The 19,959-nt window shown below is 63.8% G+C and carries 20 protein-coding genes and 1 tRNA gene; 8 read left to right on the top strand and 13 right to left on the bottom strand.

The window, feature by feature from the left end; all coding sequences use genetic code 11:
- The first annotated feature begins 143 nt into the window (after window positions 1-143).
- Window positions 144-497, top strand: coding sequence for a MerR family transcriptional regulator (locus CUR96_RS17825; protein WP_102194789.1), 354 nt, complete (start codon window positions 144-146; stop codon window positions 495-497).
- Window positions 498-621: 124 nt separating this feature from the next.
- Here the strand turns inward: CUR96_RS17825 and CUR96_RS17830 are convergent, their stop codons facing one another.
- Both CUR96_RS17830 and CUR96_RS17835 read right to left on the bottom strand, forming a co-directional pair.
- On the bottom strand, window positions 622-960 hold the full coding sequence (locus CUR96_RS17830) for an ATP-dependent DNA ligase (RefSeq protein ID WP_102194670.1): 339 nt from the start codon (window positions 958-960) through the stop codon (window positions 622-624).
- Between the two features lie 165 nt (window positions 961-1,125).
- Window positions 1,126-1,407, bottom strand: coding sequence for a hypothetical protein (locus tag CUR96_RS17835; protein WP_245861470.1), 282 nt, complete (start codon window positions 1,405-1,407; stop codon window positions 1,126-1,128).
- A gap of 130 nt (window positions 1,408-1,537) precedes the next feature.
- Here CUR96_RS17835 and CUR96_RS17840 point away from each other — a divergent pair, with 130 nt between their 5' ends.
- Complete coding sequence (locus CUR96_RS17840; protein WP_102194671.1) at window positions 1,538-1,852, top strand: hypothetical protein; 315 nt, start codon at window positions 1,538-1,540, stop codon at window positions 1,850-1,852.
- A gap of 151 nt (window positions 1,853-2,003) precedes the next feature.
- Here the strand turns inward: CUR96_RS17840 and CUR96_RS17845 are convergent, their stop codons facing one another.
- Window positions 2,004-2,345, bottom strand: coding sequence for a hypothetical protein (locus CUR96_RS17845; protein ID WP_102194672.1), 342 nt, complete (start codon window positions 2,343-2,345; stop codon window positions 2,004-2,006).
- A gap of 199 nt (window positions 2,346-2,544) precedes the next feature.
- On the opposite strand from CUR96_RS17845, the gene CUR96_RS17850 reads away from it, so the two are divergent.
- Both CUR96_RS17850 and CUR96_RS17855 read left to right on the top strand, forming a co-directional pair.
- Window positions 2,545-2,760 carry a hypothetical protein gene (locus CUR96_RS17850; RefSeq protein ID WP_245861472.1) on the top strand — a complete coding sequence of 72 codons (216 nt, stop codon included), beginning with the start codon at window positions 2,545-2,547 and terminating at the stop codon, window positions 2,758-2,760.
- Between the two features lie 489 nt (window positions 2,761-3,249).
- Window positions 3,250-3,531: a hypothetical protein gene (locus CUR96_RS17855; RefSeq protein WP_102194674.1), complete on the top strand. Its 282-nt coding sequence runs from the start codon at window positions 3,250-3,252 to the stop codon at window positions 3,529-3,531.
- Between the two features lie 381 nt (window positions 3,532-3,912).
- On the opposite strand, the gene CUR96_RS17860 is transcribed toward CUR96_RS17855, so the two are convergent.
- From CUR96_RS17860 to CUR96_RS17870, 3 genes are all read right to left on the bottom strand, one after another.
- Window positions 3,913-4,494, bottom strand: coding sequence for a recombinase family protein (locus CUR96_RS17860; protein WP_102194675.1), 582 nt, complete (start codon window positions 4,492-4,494; stop codon window positions 3,913-3,915).
- A 258-nt stretch (window positions 4,495-4,752) separates the two neighbouring features.
- Window positions 4,753-5,244: a HEPN domain-containing protein gene (locus tag CUR96_RS17865; RefSeq protein ID WP_102194676.1), complete on the bottom strand. Its 492-nt coding sequence runs from the start codon at window positions 5,242-5,244 to the stop codon at window positions 4,753-4,755.
- A gap of 2 nt (window positions 5,245-5,246) precedes the next feature.
- Entirely contained in the window at window positions 5,247-6,392 is a 1,146-nt protein-coding gene (locus tag CUR96_RS17870) for a DUF262 domain-containing protein (RefSeq protein ID WP_102194677.1), read from the bottom strand.
- Between the two features lie 196 nt (window positions 6,393-6,588).
- On the opposite strand from CUR96_RS17870, the gene CUR96_RS17875 reads away from it, so the two are divergent.
- Window positions 6,589-7,674, top strand: coding sequence for a type I restriction endonuclease (locus CUR96_RS17875; RefSeq protein WP_102194678.1), 1,086 nt, complete (start codon window positions 6,589-6,591; stop codon window positions 7,672-7,674).
- A 438-nt stretch (window positions 7,675-8,112) separates the two neighbouring features.
- Here the strand turns inward: CUR96_RS17875 and CUR96_RS18665 are convergent, their stop codons facing one another.
- Window positions 8,113-8,268 (bottom strand): hypothetical protein, encoded by a 156-nt coding sequence (locus CUR96_RS18665; RefSeq protein WP_180969104.1) that lies wholly within the window; start codon window positions 8,266-8,268, stop codon window positions 8,113-8,115.
- Window positions 8,269-9,040: 772 nt separating this feature from the next.
- Between CUR96_RS18665 and CUR96_RS17880 the strand changes: the two genes are divergently transcribed.
- Window positions 9,041-9,132 (top strand) — tRNA-OTHER (locus tag CUR96_RS17880).
- Window positions 9,133-9,768: 636 nt separating this feature from the next.
- On the opposite strand, the gene CUR96_RS18890 is transcribed toward CUR96_RS17880, so the two are convergent.
- The 6 genes from CUR96_RS18890 to CUR96_RS17910 all read right to left on the bottom strand — a co-directional run bounded on the left by CUR96_RS18890 (window position 9,769) and on the right by CUR96_RS17910 (window position 17,170).
- A complete protein-coding gene (locus tag CUR96_RS18890; protein ID WP_102194679.1) occupies window positions 9,769-10,776 on the bottom strand; it encodes a helix-turn-helix domain-containing protein in 1,008 nt (335 codons plus the stop codon).
- A gap of 57 nt (window positions 10,777-10,833) precedes the next feature.
- On the bottom strand, window positions 10,834-11,784 hold the full coding sequence (locus CUR96_RS17890) for an alpha/beta hydrolase (RefSeq protein WP_219722018.1): 951 nt from the start codon (window positions 11,782-11,784) through the stop codon (window positions 10,834-10,836).
- Window positions 11,785-11,896: 112 nt separating this feature from the next.
- Complete coding sequence (locus tag CUR96_RS17895) at window positions 11,897-12,781, bottom strand: ABC transporter ATP-binding protein (protein ID WP_102194680.1); 885 nt, start codon at window positions 12,779-12,781, stop codon at window positions 11,897-11,899.
- Complete coding sequence (locus tag CUR96_RS17900; RefSeq protein WP_245861474.1) at window positions 12,778-14,511, bottom strand: dipeptide/oligopeptide/nickel ABC transporter permease/ATP-binding protein; 1,734 nt, start codon at window positions 14,509-14,511, stop codon at window positions 12,778-12,780. Before CUR96_RS17900 ends, CUR96_RS17895 begins: the two co-directional genes overlap by 4 nt.
- A 56-nt stretch (window positions 14,512-14,567) precedes the next feature.
- Window positions 14,568-15,509 (bottom strand): ABC transporter permease, encoded by a 942-nt coding sequence (locus tag CUR96_RS17905; protein ID WP_102194682.1) that lies wholly within the window; start codon window positions 15,507-15,509, stop codon window positions 14,568-14,570.
- A gap of 128 nt (window positions 15,510-15,637) precedes the next feature.
- Complete coding sequence (locus CUR96_RS17910; protein ID WP_180969096.1) at window positions 15,638-17,170, bottom strand: ABC transporter substrate-binding protein; 1,533 nt, start codon at window positions 17,168-17,170, stop codon at window positions 15,638-15,640.
- A gap of 357 nt (window positions 17,171-17,527) precedes the next feature.
- Here CUR96_RS17910 and CUR96_RS17915 point away from each other — a divergent pair, with 357 nt between their 5' ends.
- Window positions 17,528-18,520 (top strand): alpha/beta hydrolase, encoded by a 993-nt coding sequence (locus CUR96_RS17915; protein WP_245861494.1) that lies wholly within the window; start codon window positions 17,528-17,530, stop codon window positions 18,518-18,520.
- Window positions 18,517-19,941 carry a serine hydrolase gene (locus CUR96_RS17920; RefSeq protein WP_102194685.1) on the top strand — a complete coding sequence of 475 codons (1,425 nt, stop codon included), beginning with the start codon at window positions 18,517-18,519 and terminating at the stop codon, window positions 19,939-19,941. The genes CUR96_RS17915 and CUR96_RS17920 overlap by 4 nt, the downstream gene beginning before the upstream one ends.
- The last annotated feature ends 18 nt before the right edge of the window (window positions 19,942-19,959 follow it).

Consider the following 19,959-nt stretch of genomic DNA (forward strand, 5'->3'; position numbering starts at 1 on the left):
CGCAGCGGCGCGCCGGCGTCGATCAGTCCGACGCGGGAAGATAGGGGGTTCGAGCGCGAGAGCCGCGCCGATCCCGACTCTAACGTAACGTGAGTGTTGTGAGGAAATCGACAGAAGGTTGGATTGTGGCCAACGACGAAACCATGCGCATCGGTGAGGTTACCGAGCGCACGTCCCTGTCCCTGCGCACACTCCGACACTGGGAGGACGCAGGGCTCGTGGCGCCATCCGCGCGCACCGAGGGTAACTTCCGGCTCTACACGGAAGAAGACGTTGAGCGGCTGTTGCTCATCCGACGGATGAAACCACTCGGATACACCCTCGATGAGATGCGCGAGCTGCTGGACGTCGTCGACGCACTCGCCGTCACCCCTAATGACGCTCTGCTGCGCGCCCGTCTCGATGACATCCGAGAGGCCGCCGCGCTCCGACGCGAGAAGCTCACCGAACAGCTCGCCATGGCCGACGAATTTGTCGGGCTGCTCGGCCGTCTGTAGTGAGGCGAACGTAGAACGATCCGCTGCCGAAACGATCGTTTCCGATTGGTGCGCCCTGGAAGCGTCAAGGACGAGTGCCGGAGACGCTCGCCGCAGCTGGGTTCGGTGTGTGTTTGGCGAGATGTTAGACGGGTACGGAGAGTCGTTCGTGTTCCGCCGCGGCTACGTCTGTCGGTTCGGGGACGAGGTAGAGTCCGCTGGGTGCGTTGGAGGTGAATGCCAACGCGTCGACCCAGTGGCGGTTGATTGCGGGTTGCCGGCTGCCGGAGTACTTGAACACGAGCGAGCTGCCGCCGTGAACCCACACGGTGGTGCGTCCGCCGCCGATGCTTATGTCTTCTCTCCAGGTGAACCCGAACGGTTCTCCCCGTCGGAGCTTCGCCGTCATCACGAGTTGAAGGTGGGTGAGCGCCCGATCCTCGATCTCTGTTTTGACGGAGCCTTCATAGATGAACTTGCCCATGTTGGACGACCTCTGTTCGCCACGGAACCCGTGCCAAGAGGCGCGATCGAAGTGATCGCTGGTGGTATTGACAGTGTGGCACGTTCTGGTCCGCTGTGGTCCCCAGTTGTCAACAGGGGGACGGCTTCCGCGAGGCGTGTAATGCCGAGGCGGGGACGCGTCGGGTCAGAGGAGGTCGTAGTGTCCGCCGTAGGGGAAATCGACGTCTCCGGTGTCGCGGGGGTCGAACTGCACGGTCGACACCCTGAAGACCACTCGGGTCCTCGGCGTCACTAACGCGATCACGGTCCGGTTCCCGACCACGACGAAGTCGACGAAGCGCCCGGTGGTCGCGGTCGCTTCTTCAATGCGTCGCCGAAGATCATCGAGGTCCTGATCCTGCGCGAGCACACTGCTCTCCCCGTCGATCATCACTTCGGTCTGCACCATCGTTTCCATCTCACCCATGTCAGGACTCTACTCATCTGTGTCCGAGGGGAAACGGGCTTGCGTGCGCACCGCGCCCTATGGCAACCCGCCTTCGCGCATGGTGGTGAGCGGGTCCGGCGGGCAGGGGGCGCACAGCTAGGGTTTTGTCATGGGATCAATCCAGTACGGCGGCAGTGATGACTCGATTCATATCGAGGACCGGGCGCTCGCACACCTGAAGGTCGTCATCGCCACCAAGCTGCGACGCAACGAGAGCTTCACCCTCTCCTGGAAGCACGCGGACGGTGATCCCGTCGGGCGCTCCACGATTTGGCTGCACCCGTCGATCCCGTTGCGGTTTACGTTCGATGACGCTGAGGCACCGCAGTTGAACGCGAAGTGGATTGAGAGCCTGATGCACTCCGCGAACAGTAGCGGTGGCATAGCCCTCGTGGACGAGATCATCGACGCCCCACCCGAATGAAGTAGCGGCAGCCCAGCCTGGTCGTTGCAGACGACCGGGCTGGGCGACCGGACTCGTGTCTTGGTGCGGCTTCGAGTTACCGCCCCAAACCGCGTTAGGGCACGGGCTTTCGGTTGCTTCGTTCGGCGTTGACGACAGTTGGTCTCGACTGTTAGTTCAGACCCGACTGGTCCTGACCGTCGAAAGTAACCGGAAGGTCTTCGGGTCGGATTGCGGGCGGGTTGCGTAATTGATCGATTCGCTCACGCATGTGCTCGATGGCTGTCGTGTTATCGGGTTCGGTCATGTCGCTGGAGGAGCTCTCCACGAGCATGACGGTGCTGGGGGTGAGGAGGAAGGAAGCTTCGACCGTGTTGCCGTGGTCGTCGACGGCCATCAACGTGACCGTGTCGCTATGGGTGGCGTTGCTGAGCGCGGTCGCGTACTCCAGGAGCGTCCCCGCTGCGTCGTTTCCGAGGAAGTGGGCCTTTTCGCCGTACGTTACGTGCTTCATACGTGCACGCTCTCCGCAGAAGCAGTAGGCGCACAGGGGGTTGACACCGGGTGCCCGCCCGGGAGGGGGCTGTGCTCGCATCGCATCTAGGTGTTCGTGAGGTTGGGGCCTACCGTGAGGTATGGGAAAACTCCGCTATGACAGCACGGTCCCCCCGATCGTGGTCGACGACACTGAGCTTGCACATTTGAAGGTCGTGATGGGGACCAAGCTCCGCCGTCAGGAGTGCTTCATGATGACCTGGCATCCGCCCGGTGGGGATCCCGGTCGGACGTGCAGCGCATGGATCCACCCCGCGATCCCGCTCCAGTTCTACTTTGACGGCGAAACTATCCCGCAGGTCACTCCCTCCCACATCGCCGAGTTGATGGAGAGGGTGAACGCGACCGGCGACCTGGTCCTCCACCTCGACTGATCACCGCGTCGGGACGCGACCGCTCATGCCGTCGTAACCCGCCCACGGGATCCTGTCAATCCCTGCACCCGGTTGAGCGGCCACCCCTATGTTGAGAGAACGAGGGTCGGAGAGGCGCGAGGACGCGGCCCACCGGAACAGCCTTCAATAAGGCTGGCGGCCCTCAACAGGCTTCGTTGAGTGGTCTGCCAGCCGCCCATCTTGCTCGGCCATACGAAAGATCTAGGCCCGCCTACATCGCACGCTTGTGGGCGTCCCGCCCACCTCCTTGCGCCTTCCCCGCACGCCCCGCAGCCGGACGGCCACACTCCCCGCGCCACTGCATGGACACCGCCCGGGAGTCTGCGAGGACACATGGCCGTCCGCACGGAGTCGGACGCGACCGACGGAACGCAAGGGGGTTCCACCGTGGCGTTCCGCATGATTATCTCGGGGCTTGGTTGGGACATCACACCCGAGACGTCCCCCACCACAGCAAGGAGATCTTTCATGAGCAACTCCAACTCGAACTCGCGTGTCTCTCGTCTCACGACGGAGACCAAAGCGGCATTCAAGACCACAGAATTCATCGCATACGTTGTCATACTCATCGCGATGTTCATCGCTTCCGCAGTCGTCGACAACAACGAAGACGGTCAAGGATTCGGCGCCTCGCAGGTCTGGCTCTACGCCACCATCCTCACCGTCGGCTATATGGTCAGCCGTGGCCTCGCCAAGTCCGGAAGCCGTGAGCGTTACGACCACGACAACCACGCTGGCGATCGCCACTGATCCACGCACCGCCAACCGGTCGAGCACGCGCTCGACTCCGGGTCGACCGGAGCTCCTCGCTGAGACGAGAAGCCCCGGTGGTTTGCTTGTGACAAATTCGCTCCCGAGGGATCCCGAGACGAAGCCCAGAGCTGCCAGCACCAGTGGTGCCACAGCAACCAAGTCATGGGAATCGCCGCGCATCACGGGCAGCCGAAATCGATCGTTTTCGACAGGCTGGTCGACGCCGACAGCCAGGAGCGCGACACGCCGAGAAGCGATCCGCCGAAACCCCCTGCCGAAACCAAAACGCGCCGGAATATCGGTTTCACCGTTTTCGGCGCCGTCGTGGGTGCCAGTGCCACAGTCGCTTTCACGCGTCACGTTTCGACTGTGAAGGGGTCAGTCGGCGAGGGCTCGAGATCGTCGGTAGAACGTCGCTCGAGACATGCCGAGGTCTCGAGCAACCTGGGCGGCGGGTTGGCCAGATTCGACCAGATGGACAGCGCTGCGGATCTGGCTGTCGGTGATCCGTTGTGGCCGGCCGCCGAGGTCGTGGCCGGCAGCCCGTCGCTTAGCGATGGAATCGGTGACGCGTTCGCGTTTGATCTCGTGCTCCATCTGAGCGAGCGCGGCCATGATGGTGAAGAGCATCGAGCCCATCGGGGTGGATGTGTCGACGTCGCCGCCGCCAAGGTTGAGGACCCGGAGGCCGGCGCCGCGGCTCCGGAGCTCGTCCGCGAACGCAAGCATGTTCTGCGTGGAGCGGCCGAGCCGGTCGAGGGTCGTGATGATCAACGTGTCACCGGGCTCGAGCGCGGCGAGAGCGAGGTCGAACTGTGGCCGCGAGGCGCGGGCACCGGAGACACCTCGGTCGACGTAGAGATCATCTCGACGTATGCCGGCGGCGAGCAGATCTGCCTCTTGCCGGTCTGTGGACTGCTGCCGCGTCGACACCCGCGCGTATCCAATGAGCTTCGTCATGTACGCCGTCCTTCCTGTCTCATAACTAACCTCGCGTACCGGTTCGTGAACCAGTGGTTGCGACACGTAGTTCTGAGAATCTGATCGGCGCGGGATTACGGCGCGTTCTCTCCTTCGCCTCTAGCCTTGCGAGACGCCTCGCAAGGCTACGGTTGCGAGACGAGTGTCAGGGTCACACCCAGGGCAGTGTCATCGAAAGCTCGTGGCCGGATCATCCCCACCGCTCTCAGCAGCGTCTCGACCACTGCCAGTGTCGAGTCAGGCCGAGATCGGGTCCAGGATGTCGCATAGTTTGCGAATCAGTTTGATCACGTCGGCGCTGTACTGCTTCATGGTGAGGAGCGTGATCCCAGCATCGTTTCCATGCGAGATGTTGTCCCGCAGTTTGCCAACGCTCTGGAGACTTGAGATCTCCTGCTCCATCCCGCTCGTCAGAGTCGGATACCAGCTAAGGTCGAAACCGTCGAGAGCATCCTTGAGCTTGACCTGGTTGATGCCCCACACTCGGTTGACGTTCTGTTCGACGTAACGGTGGACAGACGAGCTTGCCTTTGTGCGTGCATGCTCAGTCAGAAGTGCTTTCAGAGACTGCTCCGCGAACCCTGCTACGAGGACGCAGAGGTAGCGCGCGTAATTCGCGCTCAGTTCCCCGTCGAGCTTGGCCCCGTCGATGATGTCAATGCGTCGTTGCAATACCTGTTCTAGCCGACGGACCTCGCCGCGACCATACAGTCGCGTACCTGCCGCCACCGCTAGACCCCTGCAAAGAAAGCGGTCGCCTTGTCGATCCGGGTGTCGACTGAATCTTCCGATGATGTGGCGTAGAGCGTTGCCATGCGGAAGTCATCGTCGGATTTCAGTTCTGCAAACGCAGCGGCAAACTTCAACGGATCGATGTCACCCCCTGAGGCGAGGCGCCGCATGACGGCAATGGTGATCGAGTCGACATACGCGGCGTTCACCGCCCTCTCTGGTCGGAACGCCTGTTTGCTAAGGCCATTGTCGATCAGCTCCATGGCGCGGACGAAAAGCAAGCCCAGGCCGCTGTCTGGCGTGAGGGCGTCTTCCCGTCGCTTTTCGAGAAAATCATTGAGGAAAGCCTTGAGAGGGCGGTAGTACTCAGCCTGGTTCTCGTATAAGGCGAGTATTCGGAGGATTAGCTCGTGATCGCGGAACCGGGGGGACTGCGGACCGTAGAGGTTGCGCCAGTGCTGGTCTTGGTTAAGGCGGCTGATTCCGGCGAGGAACGAGCCCGCGAAGAGGGCGATCCGGATTTCCTGAGGCTGGAGCGGGCTTCCTCCCGTGTTCAGACGCTCGTAGATCGAGTAGACGGCGTTCTGCGCGCCAGTCTCGGACTCCTGCCGCAGGACGGTCGCATGGATGATGCTGTCGTCTAGTCGGCGTCGATCCTCCGGTTCTAGATCGTCGTACGAGAGATTATTGAACGGAGCTTGGACGTTAGTAAGGCGAAACTTCTTGTCATTGGCGATGCCGTCGTAGAACATGCGAAGCGTTCGAAGTCGCTGCTGACCGTCAAGAACGAGTAGCTTGTTCGCTCGATCCCGTACCAGGAAGATTCCAGGCACCGGCAGCCCAAGGAGAAGGCTCTCGATGAACCGGCTCATCTGGGTCTGGCGCCAGACGAACGCTCGCTGGAACGCGCGGACCTCGCCTGTGCCCTGATACTCCGGATCGAAGGACGGGACGACGATGTCTTCGAGGTTCATGCGCCTTACGAGCCCGTGCACGTCGTAGTCGGCACCGTAAGAAGTGATCTCGTAGGACGTGGTGATGACCTCTGTGTCTGGGTCGACGTCTTGGATCTCATTGTCGCCCTCCGTGAAGGTTATGTCATCCTGCAATGGTTCTTCGATCGATGTGTCGTCGGGGTCAGCCATAACTGAAGCCTAGGTCTAGGGGGCGAGTTCGACCATGGACCCGTTCTACATCTACCTTGCAGCCCTGCACGCCATGGATGTCATCCAGACCATCGCTACCGCGGTCGCGTGAGGCCGAGCCTTGCCATCCCCACGTCGCGACTGATGTTCCGCTATCGTCTGGATCAGCACGAGTTCAAAGATGAACGGAGCAGTAGTGGAGTTCTCAGAGCGTCTCGATTCCATCGCAACCAAGGTCAAGAATCAGGCGACCGCCATTGGGACCGAGGAGGCGACGAAGAACGCGTTCGTGATGCCCTTCATCTCGACGATCCTTGGGTACGACGTCTTTGACCCGCTCGAGGTGGTCCCGGAGTTCACGGCCGATGTTGGGACGAAGAAGGGAGAGAAAATCGACTACGCCATCATGCGTGATGGCGAAGTGCAGATCCTCATCGAGTGCAAGCCGTCGATGGGCTCTCTCAAGATCGAGCATGCCTCGCAGCTCTTCCGATACTTCTCGGTGACGAACGCGCGCATTGCCGTGCTGACGAACGGCGTGGTCTGGCACTTCTACACCGATCTCGATGCACCCAATCGCATGGACGCCAAGCCGTTCCTCGTCCTCGATCTGCTGGACATCGATGAGACGCTCATTCCTGAGATCCAGAAGCTCAGCAAGGAGAGCTTCGACCTTGAATCGATCATCAGCGCGGCTGAGGAACTCAAGTACATCGGAGCGCTCAAGCGTGAGATCGCGGCGCAGTTTCGTGAGCCGTCTGACGAGTGGATCAAGTTTTTCGCAACGCGAGTCTACGAAGGGTCGTACACGCAGAAGGTCCGTCAACAGTTCACGTCCCTTGTGGGCAAAGCCGCCCAGCAGTTCCTCACTGAGAGAGTAAACGACCGGCTCAAGACCGCGCTCGGCGTGAGTGGCATTTCTCACACAGCTACCCCGCCGGCCACCACCAGCGCCGAAGTTGCAGTCGCAGATCTCGAGCGTGACACAGAGATCGAGACGACTCTCGAAGAGCTCGAGGGATACCAGATCGTCAAAGCGATCGCATGCGGCGACGTCAAGCCGCAACGGATCACCCACCGCGACGCGAAGAGCTACTTCGCGGTACTGCTCGACGACAACAACCGCAAGCCGATCGCCCGACTCCACTTCAACGGCAAGCAACGATACCTCGGGCTGCTCGACGAGGGGAAGGTAGAAACTCGGCATCCCATCGGGGAGATCGACGAGATCTACACCCACGCTGACAGCATCCGCGAAGCCGTTCGCAGGTACAACGACTGAGCCTCTGCGGTTGTTGCCTCAGGAATCACGGCGACCTGACATAAGTACCCCTATCGGCATCGCCGCGCAACGGGCGCGCTGCCTCACGATGCTCGTCGCGTTCGCCCGCAGCCGAGACAACAGCTTCGCGATGACAGCGGGATCGATTGCCGGAACCCTCGCAGGCAGCCTGCTACCAGGCGTCAACCTCATCCTGCTCCTCGTCAGGGCGGCGTCGCGAGCGACATGCGATGCCCGATTCGAGGCGGCCCGGTCCGGAAATCCTCGTATGACGTCGTGGCTATCAGCTCAGTCCTGTGTATCGCCCTCGACAACGGCATCCTCCGCAGCGGCTTCGGCCGCAGCGCCCTCTTCCGGGGATTCCGCCCCTCCGCTCGCGGCGGATTCATCCGATGCAGCATTCTCACCCCGCCGTGCGGATCCGTTCGAGTTCATGACCTAACCTCCAGACGGGTTCTCTAGAGGCTTCCCGTTCTCGTCCGTCGTCTCCTCATCGAGAAGCTCCTGAACGTCGTCGGGAGTGTCGCCCGCTGGTGCGTCAGCCGCCTCGACCGGATCCGGGTTTTCATGCTGATTCTTCTGATCGCTCATCATCCGGCGACCTTATGCGCGCAGCTGGCGCGGACCGAGGGGGTTGACGATAATGCTCCCGAGTGAGTGACCGACGCGGATCGCTCAGTAGATGGACGGCACCACCAGCTCGTCACCGCATTGCTCGCGCCCTGCGTGCGTAGCGTGCTGTGGTCGAACAGCCGCGCCTCCTTCACGATCGCTCCCGGCTGCAGGCGTGAATTGGGAGCTGTGTGCGAAGTGCGTCATCTGCGCGACCGGCACCTTAACTGACATAATTACGACTATCAATGGCGCCGGCAGCTGGTCGCGGGGCAGCGATGCGGATTGCTCCTCCAGCGTGGTCGTAGCGACGCGATGGAGAACCGCGGCGGTGGTGTCGGATCTACGACACATGGAGCAAGTGAGCTGAGCATCCGCCGCTGGGGTGAGAAAATCGCTCCTCGACTTCGCCCGACTCGGCATTCTCCCGGGGCGAACATGAAGGTTTCGATGGAGATGGCGACTGGCTTGACGCGTTCCGCACCCGAACTTCGTACCCCGCCGCGGTCCTAGCGGGTCTCGCGCTGTCGAGGCGGCGACGGCTTCACCGTCGTGCTGGCGGCCGCGGTGAGCCCGGCATGAATTCGCGACAGGCGTGCTGATCAGGGCAGTGGCCAAGTGTCCCCCAGGTGTCCCCGGGTGTCGCGAGGATACTGATTTAGCTAGCTCCACGCGTTTCCGAAGTGCGTCGCGTGCATCCTGAGAATCCCTGATCATCGGACTAAAGTTCAACTTTCCCGGGCTGATCAGGCCTGGGGACGTGGAATCGAAACGCTGCGAAAATCACCCTGCTAAGGTGGAGTCCCCTCACGGGGACCGAGGGTTCAAATCCCTCCGTCTCCGCCACAAAAAGTCCTGGTCATCACAAGTATTCCCACGTCAGGCGCTTCCCCTCTCACGCCTCCAGCGGAGACGCTTTTGGCGTTCAAGGGTCCCCCTGGGGGACCCCCGGGGGACCCCTGCGGTGCGCCACCCTCACCCCACTCCTGCAGGGTGCAGCACCCGCAGGAGCACCGCGCCGCATGATTCCGCGGCGGCGCATGGTCGGAGGCCGCTGGGGGACACCACCCCGCACAGGTGTTGCCCTCTGGTCGAGTATCGGCGTTCGACCTTGCCCTCGTCAGCAAGGGGCGTTTCTGCCCAACGCGGTTATCCACAGACGCCGCAGAACATCGATCATCGCCTCAACTCAGGTGTCCGGAAATGCGGGTCATGCTCCCGTGGCCGACATCCCGTCTGCGGAACCACGCCCGACGGACTGCGGCGCCATCGTAGCCGTCCACTTCGGTTGTGTACACGAGTTCAGGCGCGATGCTCTCGATCGGAGCTTCGGCTAGGGTCGAACGTCTTCAGCCGCGCTCGGAGCCGCGCCTTGTGTCCGGGGTCGGCGAGGTGGCGGCCGCGAATCCATCCGAGGAGCGCCTTCATCGACGCGAACCCGCTTTGCCGGTCGTGTTCGCAGCGTTGCGGTGAGGCCCGTCGCTACCGTGCACCTTCCCGGACGGCCTGGTGGCTGGGGGATCGGGATGCGCGCCTGAGGAGCAGGGCTAGTTGAAGGCGGAGCCGTCCATGGGGTTCGCGAATGTCCCACCCAAGTGCGCGTTCGGCCTGCTCCAGCCGATCTTGCAACGTGGAGTGGTGGAGGTGCAGTGCACGAGCGGCAGCTCGGAGACTCTCAGACCAGCAGATCGCTTCGCATGTCGCGAACATCCAGGGCGCCGTTGCCCCAGCCCGCATCAGAGCGGTCAAGTCGGGCATTTCCGTCTTCGATGTGTCGGCGGCCTGGATGAGTATGGCTACGCTGCCGAGCTCGTCGGCGTATACGACCCGGGGCCCCGGGTCGTGCTCTGTCCCTTCCGCTGTCAAGCGCAGAGCCAGCTGCGCCGCGCTGTGCGATCCCGGCAGATCGAGAACATCGACCAATGGCCCCACGCCCATCCGCCGGTCGGGCGGGAAAGGAGCTCCACCGGGGATCAGCAGAGTTGAGCCGTCGGCGAAGCAGGCCGCCCTGGCCGGACCGGACAGTCCGAGCCGGCGTGCGGCAACGACGCGGTCGGCCTCGGCCGCGCCGGCATCGAGGATCACCTCGACAAGAGCAGGATCATCGGCTGGATATATCGCTCGGGTGCGCTGCACCACAGTGAGTGCCGCAGCTGCTGCACGTTCCAGGATCATGGCGCCGACTGTGCCGGCGGGTCCGGGTCGCTCGAGCCAGATCCGCGCACCATCGGAGCCCACCGGTTCTGACGGCCACTCGGCATCAGGGGGGTCGCCCGGCTGTGCGACCAATCCGTCGGCGAGGACGCGGACGGTCAGCCTCCGTCCAGGGTCGACGAGTTGAACCGGGCACTTCGCCAGTGAGGCTGCACCGCGCACTATCGACTGGAGACCGGCTCTGGACGCGACTAGGGAGTCGAAGTGCGCGATGACCGCGAGTGCCTCTCCGGCCTCAGCGTCGATTGAGCTGAGCCGCACCGTCAGCTCATTCATGTCGATATTGTCCGTCGCGAGGACCGAACATGCCAGTGCCCCCGACGGGTGGTCCGATCACGGCGCCAGGAGGCGACGAAGCCACCTGATTCGGGCAGCTCGCGCGTCCTGAGAAAGCTGCGCGTGCGAGGCATAGACGTCGAAGCCGTGGGCGCCGCCCGGCCAGGCGTGAAGCTCTGCTTGTACGCCCACTTCCCAGAGTCGGCTCGCGTAGGACACCGTTTCGTCGCGGAAGATGTCGGAGGTGCCCACATCGAGGTAGGCCGGCGGCAGACCCGTGAGATCAGAGGCTCGTGCGGGTGCGGCATACGGAGAGACGTCCGGACCTCCCCGCGCGCCCCCGAGAAGGGCTGTCCAGGCGATCGTGTTGGCAGGGCGCGACCAAACGGTGGGGCCGATCTGATGGGATGAAACCGAATCGAGGCGGTCATCGAGCATCGGAGAGATGAGCATCTGGCCGACGGGTTCCGGGCCGCCCCTGTCGCGAGACATCAGAGAGATCGCGGCGGAGAGACCGCCGCCCGCGCTGTCGCCCGCCACGACGATGCGGGAGGGGTCGATCCCGAGCTCCGCCGCATGCTCCGCTATCCACACCAGCCCTGCGTAGCAGTCTTCCGCGGGCCCGGGGTGCGGTGTCTCCGGCGCCAACCGGTACCCGACCGAGATTACGACCGACCGGAGATCCTGCGCCCAGTCCAGCACCTGCGATAGCCCTGACCGGATTGTCCCCGCCACCATTCCCCCGCCGTGAGAGAAGTAGATGGCTGACGTCATGAACGGTGCACCGGCCGGCGTGCAGATCAGCAGGTCGACATCCGGGGACCCGGCGGGTCCGGGAATCGTGCGCTCGCTCACGGTGAAGGCGCCGTCCCTGCGAAGATCCTCATCCGTCAGTTCAGGCGAGAACGGATTAGGCAGTCGCAAGAGCGGAATGAAAGTCTCGGCGGTGATCGCTCGCCCGAAATGATCCATGTGTGGTGCCAGAACGGCGGCGATCTCAGGATCCATAGGCGGAGGGGGGCCGAAGTTCGCCATCGTCGCCGCCCCCGTCTGCTCGGCGTTGGGGGGCGAACCAGAGGTCATGGTTTCTCCTGGGGCATAGTCATCGGGCATCAGCGTGCTAGACAACGGCATCCTCGCCGAGGCCCTCGAGGTGGAGTCGGTCAAGGAGGTCTTGCCGCTCCTGTCGTCGCTGGCGTTGCAGAAGTGGGTGCGCGACGGGGGCTGCCATCTGAAGGCGTTGGGTGTACGGATGCTGGGGCTCATCTGAGACTCGCTCAGCGTCGCCGATCTCAACGATCTGGCCATGCAGCATCACTGCGATGCGGTGGCTCATCGCGCGAGCCACCGCGAGGTCGTGTGTGATGAACAGGTAGGAGACGCCGGTTCGCTCCTGAATCTCGATCAGCAGGTCCAGGATCTTCGCCTGGGTCGCGAGGTCGAGGGCGCTCGTCGGTTCGTCACAGATGATCAGCTTCGGAGAGATGGAGAGGGCTCGGGCGATGGCGATGCGCTGCCGCTGGCCGCCCGAGAACTCCCGTGCGGTACGCCGGCCGGCGTCTGCAGGTAGGTGGACTTTGTCCAGAAGTTCGCGAACAGCATTGTGACTTGTCTTGACGCCGCCGGCCCGCAGCGGCTCGCTGAGGATCTCTTCGATCGTCAGCGTCGGGTTGAGCGAGGAGTACGGGTCTTGGAACACGACCTGGATGTCCTTCGCGAGTCGGCGTCGTTCCTTGGGTGGCAGTGCGCCGATGTCCCGGCCGCTGTAGAGAACGCGCCCCGCAGACACCGGCGCCAAGCCGAGCAGCGCCCGACCGAGGGTCGTCTTGCCCGACCCGGACTCTCCGAGGAGCCCGACGGTCTCAGACTGCGCGATGTCGAGGGAAACTCCGGTGAGGACTCGTGCCGGCGAGGCTCGAAACCCGCGGCCGGGGTAGGTGACGTGCAGGTCCCGTATCGACAGGAGAGCCTCGCGGTCGTTGATATCGGCCTCCGTGCGGGTCATCGGCCGGCTCCGGATTCGGTTCGGACCCGTCGCGATGGCGCGCCGTCGAGGGTGGACCCAAGCAGCATTTGGGTGTAATCGTGAGACGGATTCGAGAACAGTTCGAGCGTCGGTCTGCTCTCGACGATCCGTCCTTGGTTCATGACGCTGACGGTGTCGCAGATGTCGGCGACGACGCCGAAGTTGTGGGTTACGAGGAGCATTCCCAGGTCGCGTTCGCGTTGCAGGTCACGCAGGAGTTGAAGGACGTCAGCCTGCACGGTGACGTCCAAGGCCGTGGTCGGCTCGTCCGCGACGATCAGTTCGGGGTCACCGGCGAGTGCTCCGGCGATCAGTACGCGTTGTGCCATACCCCCGGAGATCTGATGCGGGTACAGGTCGTAGACTGCGCGCGGATTCTTGATCCCGACCTCGCCGAGGAGGTCGACGAGCTGTTCCCGGGCCTGACGGCGACGAACGTCCTTCACCGCGCGCAGCCCGTAAGACAGCTGCTGGCCGACGGTGAACGTGGGGTCGAGGTTGGTCATCGGCTCCTGGGGGATGTAGGCGATCTGGCGGCCACGTACGCGCCGCATTCCGCCGGGCGTCGCCAGGAGGCCGGCGCCGTAGAACTGGATCGAGCCGCGAAGGACCACGGCCTCGGGCGGCAGAATGCCCAGGATCGCGAACGCGATCTGAGACTTTCCCGAGCCCGATTCGCCGACCAGGCCGTGGATCTGTCCACGTTCGACGACCAGGTCGACGCCATGGACGACTTCCACAACCGAGTCCGGCGAGTCGGGGTAACCGAGCGCGAGATCACGCACGCTGAGGAGAGGGGCCTCGACCGCCTGGACCGTCGTCGCTGTCGCGACGCTCGGCGCCTGTCGATCACGGAGGCGTTGGATGTCGGCTGCTTTCAGCGGTGCATATCGGCTGCTCGATTCCTGGAGGGCGTCCCGGGCGGCGTTGCCGAGGATGACAAGACACAGGGTCGTTACGCCGATGAGCACGGCGGGCCACACGACGGCCAGTCCGTTCACATAGATGTTCGTGAAGGCGTCTTGGAGCATTCCACCCCAGGAGGGTTCGCGGGGATTGCCGAGACCGAGGAACTCCAGTCCAGCCTGGATGGCTATTCCGGCCGCCAACACGTAAGAGGCATGAACGATCACCGGTCCACTGATCACGGGCAGAATGTGCCGCGACATGATCCGCGTGTCCGACAGACCCGCGACCTTTGCCGCATCGACGTACAGTTCATGCCTGACTTTCTGCACGAGTGAGCGAACGAGCCGGAAGAATGTCGGTGCGATCAGCACCCCGAAGATCGCCATCGTGATGAGCGTGTTAGGCCCGATGACCGTGTAGAGCGCGATCAGCAGCACGAAACCGGGGAGGGCCATCACAAAACTGGACACTGCATCTGTGGCGTCGTCTATGCGGCCACCGAAATAGCCGGCGATCAGACCCGAGCTGAGGCCGATCGTGGCCGACACGACCAGGACGACCAGGCACGCTTGGGCGGTGCCCAGGGTGGCGACCATGAGACGGCTGAAGATGTCGCGGCCGGCATGATCGCCCCCCAGGAGGAAGTCCGAGGAGAAGGGGGCGGCGTTCGTGAGCTCCAGTCGGGTGAGGTTCGGATCGAACGGCGCGAGCAGGGCAGACAGCACCCCGAAAAGCAGGATCGCGACCAGCACCAGCGCTGACACCAGGCCCAGCGGGTTGCGAAGGACACGACGCCACATTCGGCTCCGCGGTGCGGATGAGACCGTCGGTGCGACTTCGGCCGCGGCTATTCCACTCATGACAACCTGACCTTGGGGTTGACCCATCCGTTCGCCACGTCAGCGACGATGTTCACAAGCACGATCACCAGCGTGCTGAATACAACCACTCCCATGACGGCAGGCAGATCGCCGGTGAGCGACGTGGTCACGGTCCACCGCCCGATGCCGGGGAGGGCGAAGACCTGTTCGATGAGCACCGCTCCACCGATCAGACTGATCGTCTGCAACGACAGGACGGTGAGACCGGGGCTTGCCGCGTTTCGCAACGCGTGACGAAAGACGATCGCTCGTTCCGGCACGCCGCGCGATCGCAGCGTCCGTATGAAGTCCGCCTTCATCGCATCGACCATCGCGCCCCGGAACTGCTGGGCCGCGCCTGCGACCAGCTGAAACAGGATCGCCGCCACAGGAAGCGTCAGCGCTATTACCCAGCCGGCCGGGTCATCCGTGAAAGCCACATATCCCGTCGCCGGGAACACCCGAACGGCGATGGCGAGCATGAAGACCAGTGCGATCGCAACGAGGAAGCTGGGCAGCGCCGTGGCCGCTGTCGCCGTGAGCTGCAATACTCGGTCGACCCACCCTCCCTTGACGGCGGCGACCACGCCGATGACTACGCTCAGAAGCGTCGTGAAGACCATCGCGAGAAGCACGAGCGACAAGGTCACCGGGATCCGGGTCGCCATCATGTCGGTCACCTCCTCGCCGGTGAAGAAGCTGCGACCCAGGCTCCCCGTCAGCAGACCGCCCAGCCATCCGAGGTACTGCGTCAGCACCGGCCGATCGAGGCCGAGTTCCGCGACCCGCCGAGCGACCTGCTCGTCTGTCGCGTTCTCGCCGATCGACTGGCGCACGCTGTTCTCGCCGTTGGCGAAGACGAGCATGTACGTCACCGCCGTAACGACCAGGAACAGCACCGCACCGGCGACCAGCTTGCGGGCGAGGAATCGCAGCATTAGGACCTCCTTCCAGTCGTCCGAAGTGGTTTGGGCATGTCATCCCCGTGTGGGCTCGCAGGAACTACGCCGGCCTGGTCGACGGTCAGGTACCGCACCGCCGACCAAGCCTCGCGTGTGCGTAGAACCTATTTGAAGGTGTACAGGTAGGGATCCGCGCCGAGAAGCGCCTCGGCCGAAGCCCCGTCGTCAAACGCCCAGAAGTACTCGGGGTACCCGAGAGGGGCGAACCACGCCTCCTCCAAGATGAACCGGTTGATCTCCTGGAACACCTCATCGGCGTCCGGGCCCTGCGCGTAGGCCATCGTGATGAGTTCATTCAGCTGTGGGTCTTCGGTGTGGAAGACGTTCCAGACCGCGTCGGGCTCGATATAGCCCTCGAGGACGCTCAACGGCGCCCCCGACGGGAACTCGACATAGAAGAGGGGGAACTCCGCACTGAGGTAGCGCCCGATGAACTGTTCGGCTTGAACGCTGATGACGTTCGCGCGAATCCCCAGCTCGCCCAGCTGTTGCACCACCAGTGAAGTCACGGGCGATGAGAATCCCGCCACCTCGGGATAGTCGATCTCGAAACCGTCAGCGTAGCCTGCCTCCGCCATCAACTCCTGCGCGGCCTGGATGTCGTAGGGGTACTCTCCCGCGAGGTCTTCGGAGTAGGCGGCGGTCTGCCGGTTGAAGATCTGGTTGCTCGCGGTGCCCTTGCCCTGCCACAGTGCTTGAATGATGGCGTCACGATCGAAGACCATGTTGATCGCCTGACGAACTCTCACATCCGCCAGTGCAGGAACGATGCTGCCGGCGCGATCAGCGATGATGAGACCAGCCCAGTTCGTCTGGTAACTCAATAGCTCCAATCCCGCGTTCTCGGCCTGGGCCGTGCCCGCGACGGAAATCGGCGCCCCGTCGATCTGTCCCGACTGCAGAGCGTTCAGACGAGCGGTCTCCTCCGGCATCACGTTGAGTACGATCTCGTCGCGTGGGAAGGCCTCGGCGTTCCAGTAGTCGTCGTTGCGCTCGTAGACGAGCGTCGTCCCGCTGGTGCTTCGCTCGGCGTTGAAGGTGTACGGGCCGCTGCCCACCGGATTCGTCGCAAGATCGTCCGCGACGAGAGAGGCGGGACTGGCCAGGACCCCTGCGCTCCACGCGAGATATGTCGGGAGGAGGGGGTTCGGGGTTGCCGACGTCACGGTGAAGGTGAGGTCATCGACGACGTCGATTTCGGTACCGGCCAGGCGTACTGCGCCGGGACCTGTCGAATCCCGATAGTGCTCGAGGCTTGCTTTCGCCGCCGCCGCGTCGACGGGTGCGCCGTCCGTGAACGTCATTCCCTCCCGAAGCGTCAGGGTGAGCACGGTGGAGTCTTCGTTGAACGAGAATTCCTCGGCGGCGTTCGGTCCCGCGCTGCCGTCCACTTCATAGCGCAAGAGCGTGTCGAACACCGGCTGCCAGGTCAACACCGTCGGCCCGCCGTCGATCAGCTGCGCCGGGTCCCAGCTCGTCTTGTCGCCACCGATCGCAAGAACGAGCGGGGCGGTCGTCTCGTCTCCGGCGTCGGCAGAAGGCCCACCGCCGGTGCACGCTGCAACCGACATCGTGACCCCCAGGATCAGACTGATCGCACCCATCGCCTTGCGGTGCCTCGCTGGGCCGGTCGACACTGATCGCTTCCTCGACCGGGCCCTGACCTCTCGTGACGTGTTCTCGAGCTGTGACATCTCTGTCGCCCACTTCCTTGTCGGCAAAACTTCGTTCGGGTGATCACCGCGTGTACGGTTCCCCACAAGGTTGCTCGCGAACGCAGCGCCATACTAGCGTCATATGGCGGGAATCTTCCGCCAACTGGCGGGTGCGCCAGTGAGACCGCCTGGGCCAGATTGGCTGCTGAACGGGTCCCCCGGCTGTCCACTCGTTCATGGCCGACGATGCGGCTTCACCCGCCGAGAGAAGTATCCCACCCATGGCCGAGCGGGCAGCGGCATCCCGTCACACTCAAGCTCGAACAAGAGGAACACTCGATGGCGATTGACCCATTTTTCGCGCGACGGCTCGCCCCCCTGCGCGAATCGACATGGTCCGACATCCGCGACGATCCCACTCACAGGGCGGACTTCTTGGAGCCGCTGAAGGGATGGCGAATCCCGGAGGATGTAGAAATCACGGAAGGACGGGCCGCTCAGCCTGACGGCGTGGGGGTGCGAATCTATCGCGGACCGCGCCAGGGCGGGGCGCGACCGGGGCTGGTGTGGATGCACGGCGGCGGATTCAGCAGTGGATCTGTGGACATGTGCGAGGCGCACGTCGTCGCCGCTGAGCTGGCGAGCCGTGCGGGTGCAGTCGTGGTCTCGGTGGACTATCGCCTCGCGACCGGCGGTGTGCACTATCCCGTACCACTTGATGACGTCACGACCGCCTGGCGCTGGCTGGTCGCGGAACGCGCAAGCCTAGGGATCGACGGTGCCCTCTTCATTGGTGGAGCGAGCGCTGGCGCCAATCTGGCTGCCGGTGCGGCGCTTCGTGAACGAGACATGGGACGCGTGCTACCCGACGCCATGCTTCTCGCCTACGGCGTCTTCCACCTCCCCGGCCCGGGAGGAGGACACCCCGCAGCGGACTCCGGCGAGCTGCCGCCCTTCCTACGAGGGACCGCAGAAGCCGGCATGGAGATCATCCGCGGGTATCTGGGCACCCTCAACGCCATCCCGGCATACGCGTCTCCTGGTTCCACTGATCTTCGTGGCATGCCCCGAGCTGCGATCGTCGCCGCGGAGTACGACGAGCTGTACGCATCGAGCGCGTTCTTCGCAGCCCAGTTGGGGGATGCCGGCGTGGGGGCGACGACGTACCTCGCCAAGGGGATGATCCACGGGCACCTGAACTGGGGCATCGGACCGGAACTCCCCGAAGCAGAGCAAACCATCCAATTCTTCGCCGATCAGATTTCCGGCGCGGTGTCGGCCTCCAGGCGGCCGGCGGGCGGCACGGTCCAGCGCGCTAGGGCGCAAGCATGAACGCATCGCTGCCACGACGTGCCCCGTCAGAGCTCAACGTCGATGCCGCAGGCATCACCGCTTTCCTGGATGGGTTGGAGACGTCGGTTGACGTGGAACCGCACAGCATCGTGCTGCTTCGTGGAGGAGCTGTGATCGCCGAGGGGTCGTGGGCGCCGTATGCGGCGGAGCGTCCGCAGCTCTTGTACTCGCTGAGCAAGAGCTTCACCTCGACGGCGGCGGGGTTCGCATTCGACGAGGGGCTCCTCGCCCTCGACGACACCGTGCTGAGCTACTTCCCCGAGCTGGATGCCGAAGTCACTGACATCCGCGCACGTTCGATTCTCGTGCGGCATGCCCTCGCGATGGCGAGCGGCCATCACGCCGACACGATAGAGGAAGCGTTCGCCATCGACGCCGCGAACCTCGTGCGCGGCTTCCTGCTCACGCCGCCCGACAGTGATCCTGGCACGGTCTTCGCCTACAACCAGCCCGCCACCTACGCAGTGGCCGCCATCGTGCAAAGGGTGACCGGACAGCGCCTGACTGAGTACCTGCGTCCGCGGTTGTTCGACCCGCTGGGAATCGGCGACGTCGGATGGATTCAGGATGCCTCCGGGCGCCAGCAGGGATACAGCGGCCTGTTCGCCCCCAGCCACGCCATCGCGCTCCTCGGGCAGCTCTATCTGCAGCGCGGGAGATGGAAAGACGATCAGATCCTCTCCACCGCGTGGATCGACGAGGCGACCTCTCTCCGCGTCGTGACCACAAGGGAGGCCAACCCCGACTGGAGCGAAGGCTACGGATACCAGTTCTGGATGGCCCGACACGGATACCGCGGCGATGGCGCTTACGGGCAGTTCTGCGTCGTGCTGCCCGACCACGATGTCGTTCTCGCCCTCACAGGCCAAAGCTCCGACATGCAACGGGTCCTCGACTTGGTGTGGGAGCATCTGCTCCCTGCCTTCCGGCACGGCCCAACCCGGGATGTCGACCGAGAGGCCGACGCTCTGCTCGCGCAGCGGCTGTCCGCTGCCCAGCTTCCTCCAGTCGCGACGAACCTGGCGATCCCGGCCCCTCAGTCGCAGTCGTTCTCGCCAGAAGAGGGCAACGACTGTCCGGATCTGGCGCGACTAGACCTGACGGCCGACGCGCATGACCTCGCGTGGTCACTGACACTGCGCGACGGCGACGACCGACTCGAGGTCGTCCCGGGCCTGGGGGAGTGGAACGTCGACGGGGCGACGGCAGTCAGCGCCGGTCGGCTTGCACCCGGCGCTGAGACCGCCGCGGGTGAGCGCCTCGCCGTCGACGTCATCTTCCTCGAGACACCACATCGCCTTCACCTCGTGCTCGACCCCGCCTCTTCTCGCTTCACGGCGAAATGGGCCACAAACCCGCTGGGTGCCATGCCGTTGCGTGCGATGAGGATGCCGGAATAGTCGCCGCAGGACGGACGG

The organism is Microbacterium aurantiacum, assembly GCF_002872075.1.
Lineage (GTDB): Bacteria > Actinomycetota > Actinomycetes > Actinomycetales > Microbacteriaceae > Microbacterium > Microbacterium aurantiacum_A.